Origin of the sequence: Cypionkella aquatica (genome assembly GCF_030161095.1) — a bacterium.
Classification (GTDB): domain Bacteria; phylum Pseudomonadota; class Alphaproteobacteria; order Rhodobacterales; family Rhodobacteraceae; genus Cypionkella; species Cypionkella aquatica.
Window position 1 is genome coordinate 253,658 of the sequence record NZ_BSPP01000002.1, and the last position, 14,841, is coordinate 268,498.

The window sequence follows — 14,841 nt, forward strand, 5'->3', positions numbered from 1 at the left end:
ATGACCCAGTTTTCCGCCTATCTGATCGGCAATGAAACCCTGACCCGCCAGTGCGGCGAGGCTATTCTGGCGCGCGGACATCGGTTGGCGGCGGTGGTGACGCGCAACCAGGATGTGCGGCAGTGGGCGCAAAGTCGCGGATTGCGGGTTGAAGCTTATGGCGCGGATTTGGCGGAACGGCTGGGCGAAAAGGTCGATTGGCTGCTGTCGATTGCCAACCTGTCGGTGATTGCGGCGCCGGTGCTGGCGCTGGCGCGGGCTGGGGTGAATTTTCACGATGGCCCGCTGCCGCGCTATGCCGGGCTGAACGCGCCGGTCTGGGCCATTCTGGCGGGTGAAACGCAGCACGGGATTTCATGGCATGTGATCGAAGGCGGTGTGGATGAGGGTGACGTGCTGGAAAGCCGCAGCTTTGACATTGCCGCCGAAGATACCGCGCTGACGTTGAACACCCGCTGTTTTGAAGCTGCGATGGAAAGTTTTCCCAGCGTTTTGGCACAGTTGGAAAGCGGCATCTTGCAGCGCAAGCCGCAGGATCTGTCGCAGCGCAGCCTGTTTCTGCGCAGTGATCGCCCGAAAGATATGGGGCGGATTGATTTTTCACAAAGCGCCGAGGCGGTGGTGCGCCTTGTTCGGGGCTTGGATCATGGCCGCTACTGGAACCCGCTGACCACGGCGAAAATCGCTTTTGCAGACCGTGTTGTGAATGTCGGCGCGGCTGAGATTGCTGAGGGTGCAGGGCCGGTTGGTCAGATTTTGCAGGCAGACGACGCGGGGTTGGTGGTGGCTTGTGGTGCGGGTGCGGTGCGCCTGATGCGGTTAAGCTGTCAGGAAAAGGGGCTGGCTGTTGCCGCGTCCGCCCTGCACGGCAAAGTGATTTTGGCGCAGGTTGAGGGGCTGACCGCACTGGGGCAGAGCCTTGCTTTGGCTGAACCTGCGTTGCGTAAGGCATTGAAATCAATGAACCCCGCCGCGATTGGCCATGCCAGTGCTGATGCGGCGCAATGGCAAAGCCTGCCGCTGTCGGGCGGCTTGGCCGATCTTGCATTGGCCGCCGCTTTGGCAAATGGCGCAGGTGGTGTCGATCTGGCGCAGGCCGCGCAAGGCGTCGCGGGCTATGTCGCGGATTGGCGGCCTTTGCATGTGGCCATCGCGGGCAGCGTGACAGAGGCGCGCGCGGCCTTGGATCTGGGTTCGACATCTGGCTTTGCGCTTGATCTGATGACTCGCGATGTCAGTCTGGCTGGCCTGCATTGTCCGCAGATTGGCGTTGCTGACGCGGGGCCGATTGCGGGGACAGTGGTGACGCTGACCCCAAGCGCGCTGCATTTCGACGCGGCCCGCCTGCACTTGGCCGAGGCGCAGAGCTATGCCGCGCGCATCGGCCATCTAGTTGCGGCCCTGACTGCTGCGCAGGGGGATGCACCGATTTCCAGCATATCGACCCTGACGGATGCCGAGCGTGATCAGGTTTTGCATGGCTGGAACCAGACAAAAACTGATTACGATTCAAGCCTTTGCGTGCATCAGGCCTTTGAAGCACAGGCGCTGCGCACCCCCGATGCGGTGGCTTTGGTCTGCAACGACGATAGCCTCAGCTATGCTGCGCTGAACGCGCGCGCCAATCAGGCGGCGCATGTGTTGATCGAAATGGGCGTGCGTCCGGGCACCTTGGTCGGGCTTTGCGCGCATCGCAGCCTTGATTTGTTGATCGGGGCTTTGGCCATTTTAAAGGCGGGCGGGGCGTATGTGCCGATGGACCCGGCCTATCCCGCTGATCGCATCGCCTTGTATATTGAGGATTCCGCCTGCCCGGTGATCGTCACCCAAAGCGATATCGCCGCTGGATTGCCGCAGCATCAGGCACAGGTTCTATGCCTTGATAGCGACACGCGTTTGAGTTTGGCGCGCGATGATAACCCTATATCTGGGGTCACCTCGGCCGATTTGGCCTATATGATCTATACCTCGGGCTCTACCGGTCGGCCAAAGGGCGTGATGGTGGAACATCGCAATGTCGCCAATTTCTTCACCGGCATGGATCAGCGCATCGGTCCAGAGGCGGGGGTTTGGCTGGCCGTTACCTCTCTTTCGTTCGATATTTCGGTGCTGGAACTGTTCTGGACCTTGGCGCGCGGTTTCAAAGTGGTGCTGACCAGCGATGAGAACCGCGCCTTGGTGTCGGGCGGGGCGATCACGTCGGCGCAGAACATGGATTTCTCGCTGTATTATTGGGGCAATGACGACGGCGCTGGTCCGAAGAAATATGAGCTGCTGCTTGAAGGCGCAAAGTTTGCCGACAGCCATGGGTTTTGCGCGGTCTGGACGCCCGAGCGGCATTTTCACGCCTTTGGCGGCCCCTATCCGAACCCATCGGTGACGGGTGCTGCGGTGGCTGCGGTGACGCAGAATATCGGCGTGCGGGCGGGATCTTGCGTGATGCCGCTGCACCATCCGGCGCGGATTGCTGAAGAATGGGCGGTGATCGACAACCTGACCAATGGCCGCGCCGGGGTGGCAGTGGCTTCGGGTTGGCACCCGGATGATTTCGTGCTGCGCCCCGAAAACACGCCGCCCAACAACAAGGCCGCGATGTTTGCCGCAGCCGATCAGGTGCGCCGGTTGTGGCGGGGCGAAAAGGTTGGCTTTCCGACGGCGGATGGCGGTGTGTTCGAGTTGATCAGCCAGCCGCGCCCTGTGTCGAAAGAGCTGCCTTTGTGGGTGACGACGGCGGGCAATCCAGAGACATGGCGCGAGGCGGGGGCGATTGGGGCCAATGTGCTGACCCATCTGCTGGGCCAGTCTGTGGAAGAGGTTGGCGGCAAGATTAAGCTTTATCATCAAGCGCTTCGCGATGCCGGGCATGACCCGGCAAAGCATGTGGTGACGCTGATGCTGCACAGCTATATCGCGCAGGATCGTGATGCTGCACGCGAAGTGGCGCGGGGGCCGATGAAGGAGTACCTGCGCTCGGCTGCGGCTTTGATCAAGCAATATGCCTGGGCTTTCCCGGCGTTCAAAAAGCCGCAGGGCGTGTCAAACCCGATGCAGATCGACCTGCAATCGCTGAGTGGGGAAGAGACCGAGGCGATCCTCGATTTTGCATTTCAACGCTATTTTGAGGATTCTGGCCTGTTCGGCACGGTTGACGATGCGCTGGCGCGGGTGGAACAATTGAAGCGGATCGGTGTTGGCGAAGTGGCCTGTCTGATCGACTTTGGCATCGCACCAGATTTGGTGATGGCGGGGCTGAAGCCGCTGGCCGAGGTGGTCAAGCGCGCCAATATGGGCGGCGTTGCGGCGGATGATTTTTCAATCGCGGCGCAGATTTTGCGGCATGGCGTAAGTCATCTGCAATGTACGCCGTCGATGGCGCGCATGATCGCTCTGAACGACGATTCACGTATGGCGCTGTCTGGTGTAAAAACCGTGATGCTGGGCGGTGAAGCATTGCCAAGCGCCCTGATCGCCGATCTGCGCAGCGCGACTTCGGCGCGGGTGCTGAACATGTATGGCCCGACCGAGACCACGATCTGGTCTTCGGTTGAAGAGGTGGGCGATGTGGAGGGGGTGTGCAACATCGGCAAACCCTTGGCGAACCAGCAGGTCTATGTGCTGGATAGCGCTATGACTCCGGTCGCGCCCGGTGTCGCGGGGGAGTTGTGGATTGGCGGCGATGGCGTCACGCGCGGCTATTGGCAACGCCCGGACCTGACGGCTGAGCGGTTTGTGAACGATAGTTTTGTCACCGCTGATCGGGCCAGTGCCTGGGGTGCGCGGATGTATCGGACTGGCGATCTGGTGCGCTGGCGCAATGATGGCAAGCTTGATTTTCTGGGGCGCACTGACCATCAGGTCAAACTGCGCGGTTACCGGATAGAGTTGGGCGAGATTGAATCAGTGCTGGAGGCGCAGGCGGGCATCAAGCAAGCTGTGGTGATGGCGCGCGAGGACAACCCCGGCGATCTGCGGTTGGTGGCCTATCTGACTGGGCAATGGGCAGAGGCTGATCTGCGCACCAGTCTGGCCGATGCCTTGCCCGAGCATATGATACCCGCGCATTTTGTTGGGCTGGACAGCTTTCCATTGACACCCAACCGCAAGGTTGATCGCAAGGCACTGCCAGCGCCAAGCGCGAAGCCATTGGAAGTGCAAAGCTTTGTTGCCCCAACCTCGGATATTGAAACGCAGATCGCTGCGATTTGGGCGCGGGTTTTGGGCGTGGCGAAGGTAGGCTCCAAGGATAATTTCTTTGCTCTGGGTGGCCATTCGCTGCTGGCAGTGCAGGTGCATCGTGAGATCAGGGAAAGCCTTGGCGCGGCAAAGCTGTCGATCACTGACATTTTCCGGTTCCCGGTGCTGCAGGCTTTGGCGGCGCATCTGGATGATCGGCCAAAAGCCGCGCCTGCTGTGATGTCGGATCGTGCCGATGCGCGTGCTGATGCCATGGCGCGGCGTCGTGCGATGCGCGGTCAGGTGAATGGCTGACATCGCAGAGCGGCTTCGCGCGGTTTTGCCGGAGGGCGTGGTGCTCGCCGAAGCGGGTGCAGCGCCCGTGCTGTGGCCGGGTGAAGCGGTGCCGGGTGCTGTTCCTGCACGCTTGGCAGAGTTTTCTGCGGGGCGGGACGCGGCGCGGCGGGCTTTGCGGGCTTTGGGCTTTGCTGGTGCAGCAATTCCGATGGACGCTGATCGCTCGCCGATTTGGCCGGATGCGGTGACGGGCAGCATCAGCCATTGCGCGGGGGCCTGTCTGGCAGTTATGGCGCATAGCAGGGCCTATCTGGGGCTTGGCTTGGATGTAGAGCCGCTGAAGGCGCTGCCGCCTGATCTGTGGCCGACCATTCTGCGGCCCGAAGAAATGCTGCAGCTTGCTGCACTTCCCGCTGCGCAGCATGGCTTGCAGGTTCTGCGGATTTTTGTTGCAAAAGAGGCGGCCTACAAGGCGCAATACGCAGTGTCGCGGCGTTTGTTCGATTTTCAGATGCTGCGGATTAACTGGCAAGATCAAGGCTTTAACGCCGAATTTTGCAGTGATGTCTCGCCATTTGACGCAGGCTTTCAGATCAAAGGCGATGCCGCAGAAGACGCGGATTTCACTGCGGCGGTCTGCTGGCTGCCTATTGCGTGAACATGCCAAAGGTCGCCAGCGGCACCCGCCGCAACATCGAGCCATAGACCACCGAATAGATGCCCTCGCCACTGCTATCGTCTGGGTCATAGATCCGCAGTGTCGTGGTGCTGCCATCGTCGGCATGCGATCCGCGCGCGCCGACGATCACGACGTAATGGCCGGAGGAGCCTGTGCCACGGTTGAAGCTGGCTGGATTATGCAGCAATTCCAGCATGATCGGGCCATGACGCAGCAAACCGATCAACACCGAAACCGGCCAGCTTTGCGGCGGTTGGTAGCGCAGGCGATGCAGGCGCGCAAAGGTCTGATGCACCTCAAGCCGCTGGCCGCGCTCACTTTCGTTCAGCAATGAACCGTCGGCGGCAAGCAGCCGGGTGGGTGTGGTCATGCGAATGGATTGGATGGAAACCCGTGTCAGCATCGCCGTCGCAGCAGCCCAGCATGTGGTGGGTGTGGGTTGGCTGATATAGGGCACGTTGTGTAAAATAACCGGCGAAGTTTCGCGACCATGCAGTGCATCCAAGGTGCAAGGGCCTGCGATCCCGTCCATTTCCAACCAGTTAGAACGCTGAAACGCGACAACGGCACGCTCGGTCTGCGGGGTATAAAGGCCGTTCACGATCAAATTCGGCGAAGGGTTCAGTCGATTGTTCAGTGCCAATTGCAATTCGCGGACAGATTGCCCGGACGATCCTGGTCGAACAATGACATTTCGCATGAAACGTCTCCGGTCAAAATAACTTCATAAAATGGCCCGGCAGCGCACAGCACCGTCAGGCTTTCATCAAGCCTAGGATAAAGCGCCTTGTGGCTCAAGCCTTCGTTTGCAAGGGGTGCGCGGCGCCCGTGCAGAAACTGAGGTCAGGCCGCGATGGCGGGGCGCTTGATGGTGGCTGCCGCTTCCAGCACCAACGGGCGCAGGCCAGTGCCGCCAGCATCGAGAACCTCGAACAGATGGCGGCGCATCCGGGGTTCCCAGAAATCGTTGATATGCGATGCCAGCAGCGTCAGACCTTCGGCATGTGGCTTTGATTCCATGAACTTAGCGATCTGGTTGGCCATATAGATCAGCTTGGCGTGCGGGCCTGCATGGGTGTCATTAAGCGACATGGGCGGTCTCCTGCGAAATGCGGTCGGTGTGGGTGTAGGCCTCAAACCGATCTGGACGGGCGAGGGCGATCAGGGTGATGCCAGCCTGATCGGCGAGGTGAACGGCGTGGGCGGTGGGGGCAGAAACGGCAATCAGCATCGGGGCGCCAAGGGCGGCAACCTTCTGCACCATGTCGATGGAAACCCGGCTGGTCAGAATGATCGCCCCGGTGGGATGCGGATTGCGGATCAGATGGCCGCAAAGCTTATCGAGCGCATTGTGGCGGCCAACATCTTCGCGCACGGCCAACAGTTTGTCGCTGAAGTAACCCGCAGCATGGACCGCGCGGGTCGTGTCGTGCAGCGGCTGGGCTGCGGGCAGGGCGGCGATGGCGGCCATAATCGCAGACGGGGCCATGCGGAAGCTGGTTTTCGGTACGGGCTGCATCACCCGCGTGGCTTCTTCCAGGCTGTCGATACCGCACAAGCCGCAACCCACTGGGCCCGCCATGGTGCGGCGACGCTTGGCCAGACGGGCTTCGGCCTGAGCTTCCAGCCAGATTTGAACGTCAAGGCCGAGCGGGGTTTCGACCACCTCAACACTTTGAATTTCTTTAGGTTTTGCGATGCCTTCGGTCAGTGCGAAGCCATAGGCGAAATCCACGAGATCAGACGGCGAGGCCATCATCACCGCTTGGGTCGATCCATTGAACGACAAAGCCACCGCGACTTCTTCCGGCAGCTCTCGGCTGGCGGTGCCCGCGCCCGATCCGAAGATCAGGCGCGGCAAAGGGCGGTGGGTTTGCATCACTCGGCTGCTGCGATGCGGCGCGACATCGCGGCTTGGGCGTTGTATTCCTCTTGCCATTCCGACGGGCCGTTGCTGGGCGAGACTTGCACAGCGGTGACCTTGTATTCGGGGCAGTTGGTGGCCCAATCCGAGAAATCGGTGGTGATCACGTTGGCCTGCGTGTCGGGGTGGTGGAAGGTGGTGTAAACCACGCCCGGATTAACCTTGTCGGTGATCGTGGCGCGCAGGGTTGTGTCACCCGAGCGGGATGCCAGACGGACAAAGTCGCCATCCTTGACGCCGCGCACTTCGGCGTCATGCGGGTGGATTTCCAGCACATCTTCGGCATGCCAAGCGACGTTGCCGGTGCGGCGGGTTTGCGCACCGACGTTGTATTGCGACAGGATACGGCCCGTGGTCAGCAAAAGCGGGAAGCGCGGGCCGGTTTTCTCATCCGTCGCGACATATTCGGTGTTGATGAATTTGCCCTTGCCGCGCACGAAAGCCTCGACATGCATCAGCGGCGTGCCTTCCGGGGCGGCGTCGTTGCAAGGCCATTGGATCGAGCCCATCGTTTCCAGCTTTTCATAGTTTACGCCCGCGAAAGACGGCGTGGTCATGGCGATTTCGTCCATGATTTGCGTGGGATGCGTGTAGGACCAAGCAGCACCCATCGCATTGGCGAGCATCTGGGTGATCTCCCAATCGGCATAGCCATTGCGCGGGGCCATCACTTTGCGGACGCGGTTGATGCGGCGCTCGGCATTGGTGAATGTGCCGTCCTTTTCGAGGAAGGTGGAGCCGGGCAGGAACACATGCGCGTAATTCGCGGTTTCATTCAGGAACAGATCGTGGACGATCACACATTCCATCGCGGCAAGGCCCGCTGCGACGTGTTTGGTGTCGGGGTCGGATTGCAGGATGTCTTCGCCTTGGCAATACAGACCCTTGAAGGTGCCCTCGACCGCTGCATCCAGCATGTTCGGGATGCGAAGCCCCGGTTCGTCATCAATCTTGACGCCCCAAGCCTTCTCGAAAATGTCGCGCACGCCTTCACCTTTGACATGGCGATAGCCCGGCAATTCATGCGGGAAAGAGCCCATATCACAGGAGCCTTGCACGTTGTTCTGCCCGCGCAACGGGTTCACGCCCACACCGGGGCGGCCAATGTTGCCAGTCATCATCGCCAAGTTAGCAATGCCGATCACGGTGGTCGACCCTTGGGAATGTTCGGTCACGCCGAGGCCGTAGTAGATCGAGCCGTTGCCGCCCTTGGCAAACAGCCGCGCCGCAGCACGCACTTCAGCAGCGGGAACGCCGGTCAGCAGGGCCACGGATTCCGGCGAGTTTTGCGGTTGGCTGACGAATTCGGCGTAGTCCTGGAATTCATCCCAATCGCAGCGGTCTTGGATGAACTGGGCATCGAACAGGCCTTCGGTCACGATCACATGCGCCAAAGCCGTGACGATGGCGACGTTGGTGCCGGGGGTCAAAGCGAGGTGATGTTCGGCTTTGACATGCGGCGCTTCGACCATTTCGGTGCGGCGCGGGTCAATCACGATCAGCTTGGCACCCTGACGCAGCCGCTTTTTCAAACGGCTGGCAAAGACAGGGTGGCCGGAAACCGGGTTCGCGCCGATCACGATCACCACATCGGTTTCTTCCACCGAATCAAAGTCTTGCGTGCCAGCACTGGTGCCTAGAGTTTGCCCCAGACCATAGCCGGTGGGCGAATGGCAAACGCGGGCGCAGGTATCCGTATTGTTGTTCATAAACACGGCGCGGGTCAGTTTTTGAACGAGGTAAGCTTCTTCATTGGTGCAGCGCGACGAGGTGATCACGCCGACCGAATGGCGACCGTGCTTTTCGATAATGCCCTTCATCCGATTGGCGGTGAAGTCCATCGCCTCATCCCAGGACACTTCCTGCCACGGATCGTTGATGCTGTCGCGGATCATCGGGTTCAGGATGCGGTCTTTGTGCGACGCGTAACCGTAGGCAAAGCGGCCTTTGACGCAGGAATGGCCACGGTTGGCCTTGCCGTGTTTGTAGGGCACCATGCGCACCAATTCGTCGCCGCGCATTTCAGCTTTGAAGCTGCAACCGACGCCGCAATAGGCGCAGGTGGTGATGACAGAGCGTTCAGGCGTGCCGATTTCGATGATCGACTTTTCTTGCAAGGTTGCGGTCGGGCAGGCCTGCACGCAAGCGCCGCAGGATACGCAATCGGACGACAAAGCGGTGTCGGTTTTCGCACCGAAAGACACGCGGCTATCAAAACCACGGCCTTCGATGGTCAAAGCGAAGGTGCCCTGAACTTCCTCGCAGGCGCGGACGCAGCGCGAGCAGACGATGCATTTTTGCGGATCATAGCTGAAATACGGGTTGGAATCGTCGCGCGGAATGTAGTTCGGGTTGGCGATGCCGGAGGTGTCTTTGGCTTTGAAATGGGTGTCGATCGCCTCGTACCGCACGTCGCGCAGACCGACCGCGCCCGCCATATCCTGCAACTCGCAATCGCCATTGGCCGAGCAGGTCAAACAATCCAGCGGGTGGTCCGAGATATAGAGCTCCATCACGCCACGCCGCAGTTGCTTCAGTTTGGCGTTCTGAGTGTGGACTTTCAGGCCGGGGGCGACCGGGGTGGTGCAAGAGGCCGGAGTACCGTTGCGGCCTTCGATTTCAACAAGGCACAGGCGGCACGAGCCGAAAGCGTCGATGCTGTCGGTGGCGCAGAGTTTTGGCACCGAAATGCCGATTTCTGCGGCGGCGCGCATGATGCTGGTGCCTTCTGGCACGGTGATGTCAAAGCCGTCGATGGTCAATGTGACCATTTGTTTGCTTTTCGCGGCAGGGGTGCCGAAATCGCGATCCGGGATGATGAAGTCTTTCATTCGGCGGCTTCCTTCATAGGGGCGAAATCATCGGGAAAGTGGGTCAGCGCGGACATCACCGGGTAAGGCGTGAAGCCGCCCAAGGCGCAAAGCGAACCGGACTTCATCGTGTTGCACAGGTCGGTCAGCAGCGGGATTGCCGAGGCGTCACCCTTGGCAATCCGGTCCACGGTTTCAACGCCGCGCACAGCACCAATGCGGCAGGGTGTGCATTTGCCACAGGATTCAATCGCGCAGAATTCCATCGCGAAGCGTGCCTGTTTCAGCATGTCGGCAGAGTCGTCAAACACCGTCAGGCCAGCGTGGCCGATCAAGCCATCCTTGCCCGCGAATTCTTCGTATCCGAATGGCGTGTCGAACAAAGCGCGCGGGAAATAGGCACCCAAGGGGCCGCCAACCTGCACCGCCTTGACCGGGCGACCCGAGGCGCTACCGCCCGCAATTTTATCAACAATTTCGCCCAAGGTCAGGCCAAAGGCGATCTCAAACAGGCCGCCGTGCTTGACGTTTCCGGCGATCTGCAACGGGATGGTGCCCCGCGAACGGCCAAGGCCGAAGTCCTTGTAGAACGCGGCGCCTTTCTCGAAAATCACCGGCACCGAGGCCAGCGAAATCACGTTGTTCACCACGGTTGGTTTCGCCATGAAGCCTTGCAGCGCGGGCAGCGGCGGCTTGGCGCGCACAACACCCCGTTTACCTTCAAGCGAGTTCAGCAGGCTGGTTTCCTCGCCACAAACATAAGCCCCGGCACCAACACGAATTTCGATGTTGAACGCGTTGGCCGAGCCCAAAACCGAAGCCCCCAGCACGCCTGCATCGGTGGCAATTTTCACCGCCTTTTGCATCACTTCAATGGCAATCGGGTATTCTGAACGGATATACACAAATCCCTTGGTGGCCCCGGTGGCAAGGCCTGCGATGATCATGCCTTCGATCAGAGTGAAGGGGTCGCCTTCCATCAGCATGCGGTCGGCGAAGGTGGCGCTATCGCCTTCATCCGCGTTGCAGACGATGTACTTGCGATCCGCCACAGCCTCGGACACGGTTTTCCACTTAATGCCCGTCGGAAAGCCCGCACCGCCACGACCGCGCAGGCCGGAATTGGTGACTTCGGCAACGATGCCAGCTTTATCCATGCCAAGCGCCAGCGTCAGGCCGGCCAGCCCGCCGTGGGCCTTGTAATCATCAAGCGACAACGGGTCGATCACGCCAACACGCGCGAAGGTCAGCCGGGTTTGGGCCTTAAGCCACGGTAAGTCTTCGGTTTTTCCCAAAGCCTTCGGATGCGAAGCCAGATCGCCGAACAGCGCAGGCACATCGCTTAATGTCAGCGGGCCGAATGCCATGCGACCTGCATCGGTGACGATTTCGGCCATCGGCTCCAGCCAGACCATGCCATGCGAGCCATTGCGAACAAGCGTTAGGTTTACACCGCGCGCTTTGGCTTGGAACATCAGCGACTCAGCAATTTCATCAGCACCAAGCGCTACGGCGGCGCTATCAAGGGGCAGGTAAATCTTCATTTCAGACCCCCAATGATCGCGTCAATCCGGGCTTCATCGACCCGGCCCACCAGCTTGCCATCGACAATCGCAGCCGGGCCGCAGGCGCACAGGCCAAGGCAGAAAATCGGCTCCAGCGTCACATTGCCGTCTTTGGTCGTTTCATGCCATTCGATGCCCAGAGCCTTTTGCGCATGGGCGGCGACACGATCTGCCCCCATCGACTGACAGCTTTCGGCGCGGCAGAGTTTCAGCACATGCTTGCCCGCAGGATGCTCGCGGAAATCGTGATAAAAGCTCATCACGCCATGCACTTCGGCCTTCGACAGGCTCAGATCCTGCGCGATGATCGGCAACGCCGCTTGCGGCACATAACCAAATTCGGCCTGAATCGCATGCAGGATCGGAAGCAGAGAACCCTCCATCCCTTTGTGAGTGTTCAGGATTTCCTCAACCCGGGTGGTGATATCGGCGGAATCAAGCATATGGCGGCCCTTTGGTAGCTTGGGGCCTGTGATACGCCGTTTGATAGCGAAATCAATATGGATATATCGTTGTTCAATAGGCATAGCCTATTGGCGCAGGCGGGCCGCCAGCTTTGCGGCCTCGTCCATAAGCGCTTGCAGAACAGGGGTTTGCGGATCCCGCTTGGCGGTGATCAGGCCGACCAGATGCTCGGCCTCTGGCTCGACAATCGGGATCGCTTTCAGGCCCTGGCCTGTGAACATCTCGGCCAGTTTCATCGGCACCACCGAGGCCCAAAGCCCGGATTTCACATGCGCCACCAAGGCAATACTCGAATTGGATTCTACGGTTGGCGAAATTCGCACGCCGACTTCGGCCAGATGCTGATTGACGATGCGGCGGTTCTGCATGTCAGAGGTCAAAAGGCACAGGGGTTCATGGATCAGTTCGCTCCACGTCACTTGTGCACGATCGGCCAGCGGTGAATTGGGCGCGCAGAGATAGCGGTAGAATTCGGTGTAAAGTGGGGTTTGAGTGACGCGACCAAGGGGTTCGTTGTCGAGATAGGTCAGGCCAGCATCGAGTTCCAGACTTTCGATGCCCGCAAGGATTTCGGCCGAGGTTCGCGATAGCAAAGTGACGCGCATGTTCGGATGACGGGCGGTGAAGGGCGCGGTCAGATCGGCGACCATCGGCAAAGCTGTGGGGATCACGCCGATGCGCAGATTGCCCGACAGACCCGAATGAACCGTGCGCATCTCGTCCTTCAGCGCGCGCATGTCGCCGACGATGCGGCGCGCCCAATCCAGCACGCGCTGGCCCTCCGGGGTCAGACCCTGAAACCGCGAGCCGCGGAACACCAGTTGCACGCCCAACTGATCTTCCAACTGGCGGATGGCCGACGACAGGCTGGGTTGCGTGACGCGACAAACCTCGGCCGCGCGGCCAAAGTGGCGCTCGTTGGCAAGCGCGATGAACATTTCCAGCTTGTCGATCATTCGGGCAGGGTGGCGGGGAATGGCGTGATGCGCAAGGGTTGGGTTGACGGATCCGCGGGCGAGTATTTGGGCCAATGTGAATGGCTAGCGTTGTGCTTTGAGGGGGGAGCGCTTAGCTTTGCGGGATGATGAAATTTATCCCCTTTGTGAAGAAATCCCCTGTCGTTCCGGTGATCCGGTTGGCGGGGACAATTGGCGGCGGGCGCAATGCGCTGAGTGATGCGGGGCTGGCCGCGATCATCGAAAAAGCCTTCAAGATGAAGCCTGCGGCGGTGGCGCTGGTGGTGAATTCTCCGGGCGGGTCGCCAGTGCAATCGAGCCTGATCGCGGCGCGTGTGCGGCGGTTGGCGGAGGAGAAATCTGTCCCCGTGCATGCCTTTGTCGAGGATGTCGCAGCCTCGGGCGGCTATTGGCTGGCCTGTGCGGCGGATCAGATCTGGGTCGATCCGTCGTCGATTGTGGGGTCAATCGGCGTGATTTTCGCCAGCTTTGGCTTTCCCGAGCTGATGGCCAAGCAGGGAGTGGAGCGGCGGGTGGTCGCCGCTGGCACGCAGAAAAGCTTTGCCGATCCGTTTCTGCCGCAAAAACCCGAGGATGTAGAGCGGTTGAAGGCTTTGCAGGCGCCCATTCACGAGGCGTTCATTGCGCATGTGAAAGCGCGACGCGGCAGCCGATTGGCCGATGCTGATCTGTTTAACGCCGATATTTGGGTGGGGCAGCGGTCTGTTGATCTGGGGCTGACCGACGGAGTGGCGCATCTGGTCCCCAAACTTAAGTCGCTGTATGGCGACAAGGTAAAGCTGGTGCCGCTGGGGCAAAAGCGCGGGTTGCTGGCCCGGTTTGGCCTGAATATAGCCGAAGATGCGCTGGCATCGGTCGAAGAACGCGCGCTTTGGGCGCGATACGGATTGTAGAATGATCAAAGCCGTCATCGTCTTTCTGTTGGTCATGGTCGCCATTGGCATGGTCGGCAACGCATTATTTCCCGGCAAACTTGGCTATTCGGTAAAAAAGCGGCTGGGCTTGGCAAATCCTGCTACCTGCAAGCGCTGCGGGCGCTATGTGATCGGCTCGAAGGGCTGCGATTGCAAAAAGGGGTGACAATGCGGGCATTGGTGACAGGGGCGGGCAAACGGCTGGGCCGCGAGATGGCGCTGTATCTGGCGCGGCGCGGCTATGATGTGGCCGTGCATTATGCAAGCTCGCGCAAAGAGGCCGAGGCCGTGGCGAAAGAGATCACCGCGATGGGGCGCAAGGCGGTGGCTTTGCGGGCCGATCTGTTGATTGAAACGCAGGTGGAAAAGCTGGTGCCGATGGCGGTACAGGGTTTGGGCGGGCCGCTGACGGTGCTGATCAACAATGCTTCGATCTTTGAGAATGACTCTGTCGCGACGGCGACCCGCAAAAGCTGGGATCGCCATATGGAAAGCAACCTGCGCGCGCCGTTTGTGCTGACGCAGGCCTTTGCAGCGCAGGTGCCGCCGCCAGTGCTGGACTATCATGGCGAACCGGTGGCCTGCGGTATGGTGCTGAACATGCTGGATCAGCGGGTGCATAAGCTGACTCCGCAGTTTATCTCTTACACTTTGGCCAAGATGGGGCTTTGGGCCCTGACGCGGACAGCGGCGCAGGATCTGGCGCCGCGGGTGCGGGTGAATGGCATCGGGCCGGGGCCAACGCTGCAAGGCATCCGACAAAGCGATGAAAGTTTCAGTCAGCAGCGCGCGGCAACCATTCTGAAACGCGGCTCAAATCCTGCCGATATCACTGCGGCGCTAGGGTTTTTTCTCGATTCAGTGGCGGTGACAGGGCAAATGATCTCTGTTGATGGCGGCCAGCATCTGGCTTGGAAAACCCCGGATGTGATGGATTTTGACTAGGCGAAAATTCGCCTCGCTTGAAAGTTGTCCACTTTTTGCAATGCCTTCACAGGTGCGTTACAAAAAGTTCTGATTTATCAGGGATTTGCCAA

General features: G+C 60.1%; 12 protein-coding genes. 5 read left to right on the forward strand and 7 right to left on the reverse strand.

The genetic code is table 11. The features are described from left to right. Both QQJ98_RS01935 and QQJ98_RS01940 read left to right on the forward strand, forming a co-directional pair. Positions 1 to 4,488 carry a MupA/Atu3671 family FMN-dependent luciferase-like monooxygenase gene (locus tag QQJ98_RS01935; RefSeq protein ID WP_284323628.1) on the forward strand — a complete coding sequence of 1,496 codons (4,488 nt, stop codon included), beginning with the start codon at positions 1 to 3 and terminating at the stop codon, positions 4,486 to 4,488. Continuing rightward, a complete protein-coding gene (locus tag QQJ98_RS01940) occupies positions 4,481 to 5,128 on the forward strand; it encodes a 4'-phosphopantetheinyl transferase family protein (protein WP_284323629.1) in 648 nt (215 codons plus the stop codon). Before QQJ98_RS01935 ends, QQJ98_RS01940 begins: the two co-directional genes overlap by 8 nt. Here QQJ98_RS01940 and QQJ98_RS01945 read toward each other — a convergent pair. The 7 genes from QQJ98_RS01945 to QQJ98_RS01975 all read right to left on the reverse strand — a co-directional run bounded on the left by QQJ98_RS01945 (position 5,118) and on the right by QQJ98_RS01975 (position 12,869). After that, entirely contained in the window at positions 5,118 to 5,849 is a 732-nt protein-coding gene (locus QQJ98_RS01945) for a peptidoglycan-binding protein (RefSeq protein ID WP_284323630.1), read from the reverse strand. The genes QQJ98_RS01940 and QQJ98_RS01945 overlap by 11 nt on opposite strands. Positions 5,850 to 5,992: 143 nt before the next feature. Continuing rightward, a complete protein-coding gene (locus tag QQJ98_RS01950; protein WP_284323631.1) occupies positions 5,993 to 6,241 on the reverse strand; it encodes a formate dehydrogenase subunit delta in 249 nt (82 codons plus the stop codon). Next, positions 6,231 to 7,031: a formate dehydrogenase accessory sulfurtransferase FdhD gene (gene fdhD, locus QQJ98_RS01955; RefSeq protein WP_431307776.1), complete on the reverse strand. Its 801-nt coding sequence runs from the start codon at positions 7,029 to 7,031 to the stop codon at positions 6,231 to 6,233. Before fdhD ends, QQJ98_RS01950 begins: the two co-directional genes overlap by 11 nt. Continuing rightward, positions 7,028 to 9,904 carry a formate dehydrogenase subunit alpha gene (fdhF, locus tag QQJ98_RS01960; protein WP_284323633.1) on the reverse strand — a complete coding sequence of 959 codons (2,877 nt, stop codon included), beginning with the start codon at positions 9,902 to 9,904 and terminating at the stop codon, positions 7,028 to 7,030. Before fdhF ends, fdhD begins: the two co-directional genes overlap by 4 nt. After that, a complete protein-coding gene (locus tag QQJ98_RS01965; RefSeq protein WP_284323634.1) occupies positions 9,901 to 11,427 on the reverse strand; it encodes a formate dehydrogenase beta subunit in 1,527 nt (508 codons plus the stop codon). Before QQJ98_RS01965 ends, fdhF begins: the two co-directional genes overlap by 4 nt. After that, positions 11,424 to 11,891: a formate dehydrogenase subunit gamma gene (locus tag QQJ98_RS01970; RefSeq protein ID WP_284323635.1), complete on the reverse strand. Its 468-nt coding sequence runs from the start codon at positions 11,889 to 11,891 to the stop codon at positions 11,424 to 11,426. Before QQJ98_RS01970 ends, QQJ98_RS01965 begins: the two co-directional genes overlap by 4 nt. Before the next feature lie 87 nt (positions 11,892 to 11,978). Next, the gene (locus QQJ98_RS01975) at positions 11,979 to 12,869 is read right to left on the reverse strand and encodes a LysR family transcriptional regulator (protein WP_284323636.1); all 891 of its coding nucleotides are present in this window, start codon (positions 12,867 to 12,869) and stop codon (positions 11,979 to 11,981) included. A 125-nt stretch (positions 12,870 to 12,994) separates the two neighbouring features. On the opposite strand from QQJ98_RS01975, the gene QQJ98_RS01980 reads away from it, so the two are divergent. From QQJ98_RS01980 to QQJ98_RS01990, 3 genes are read left to right on the forward strand one after another with little or no spacing between them, the layout of a single operon-like run. Next, positions 12,995 to 13,783, forward strand: coding sequence for a S49 family peptidase (locus tag QQJ98_RS01980; protein ID WP_284323637.1), 789 nt, complete (start codon positions 12,995 to 12,997; stop codon positions 13,781 to 13,783). Position 13,784: 1 nt separating this feature from the next. Then, positions 13,785 to 13,970, forward strand: coding sequence for a hypothetical protein (locus QQJ98_RS01985; protein WP_284323638.1), 186 nt, complete (start codon positions 13,785 to 13,787; stop codon positions 13,968 to 13,970). A 2-nt stretch (positions 13,971 to 13,972) separates the two neighbouring features. Beyond that, on the forward strand, positions 13,973 to 14,749 hold the full coding sequence (locus QQJ98_RS01990; RefSeq protein WP_284323639.1) for an SDR family oxidoreductase: 777 nt from the start codon (positions 13,973 to 13,975) through the stop codon (positions 14,747 to 14,749). Positions 14,750 to 14,841: the final 92 nt, after the last annotated feature.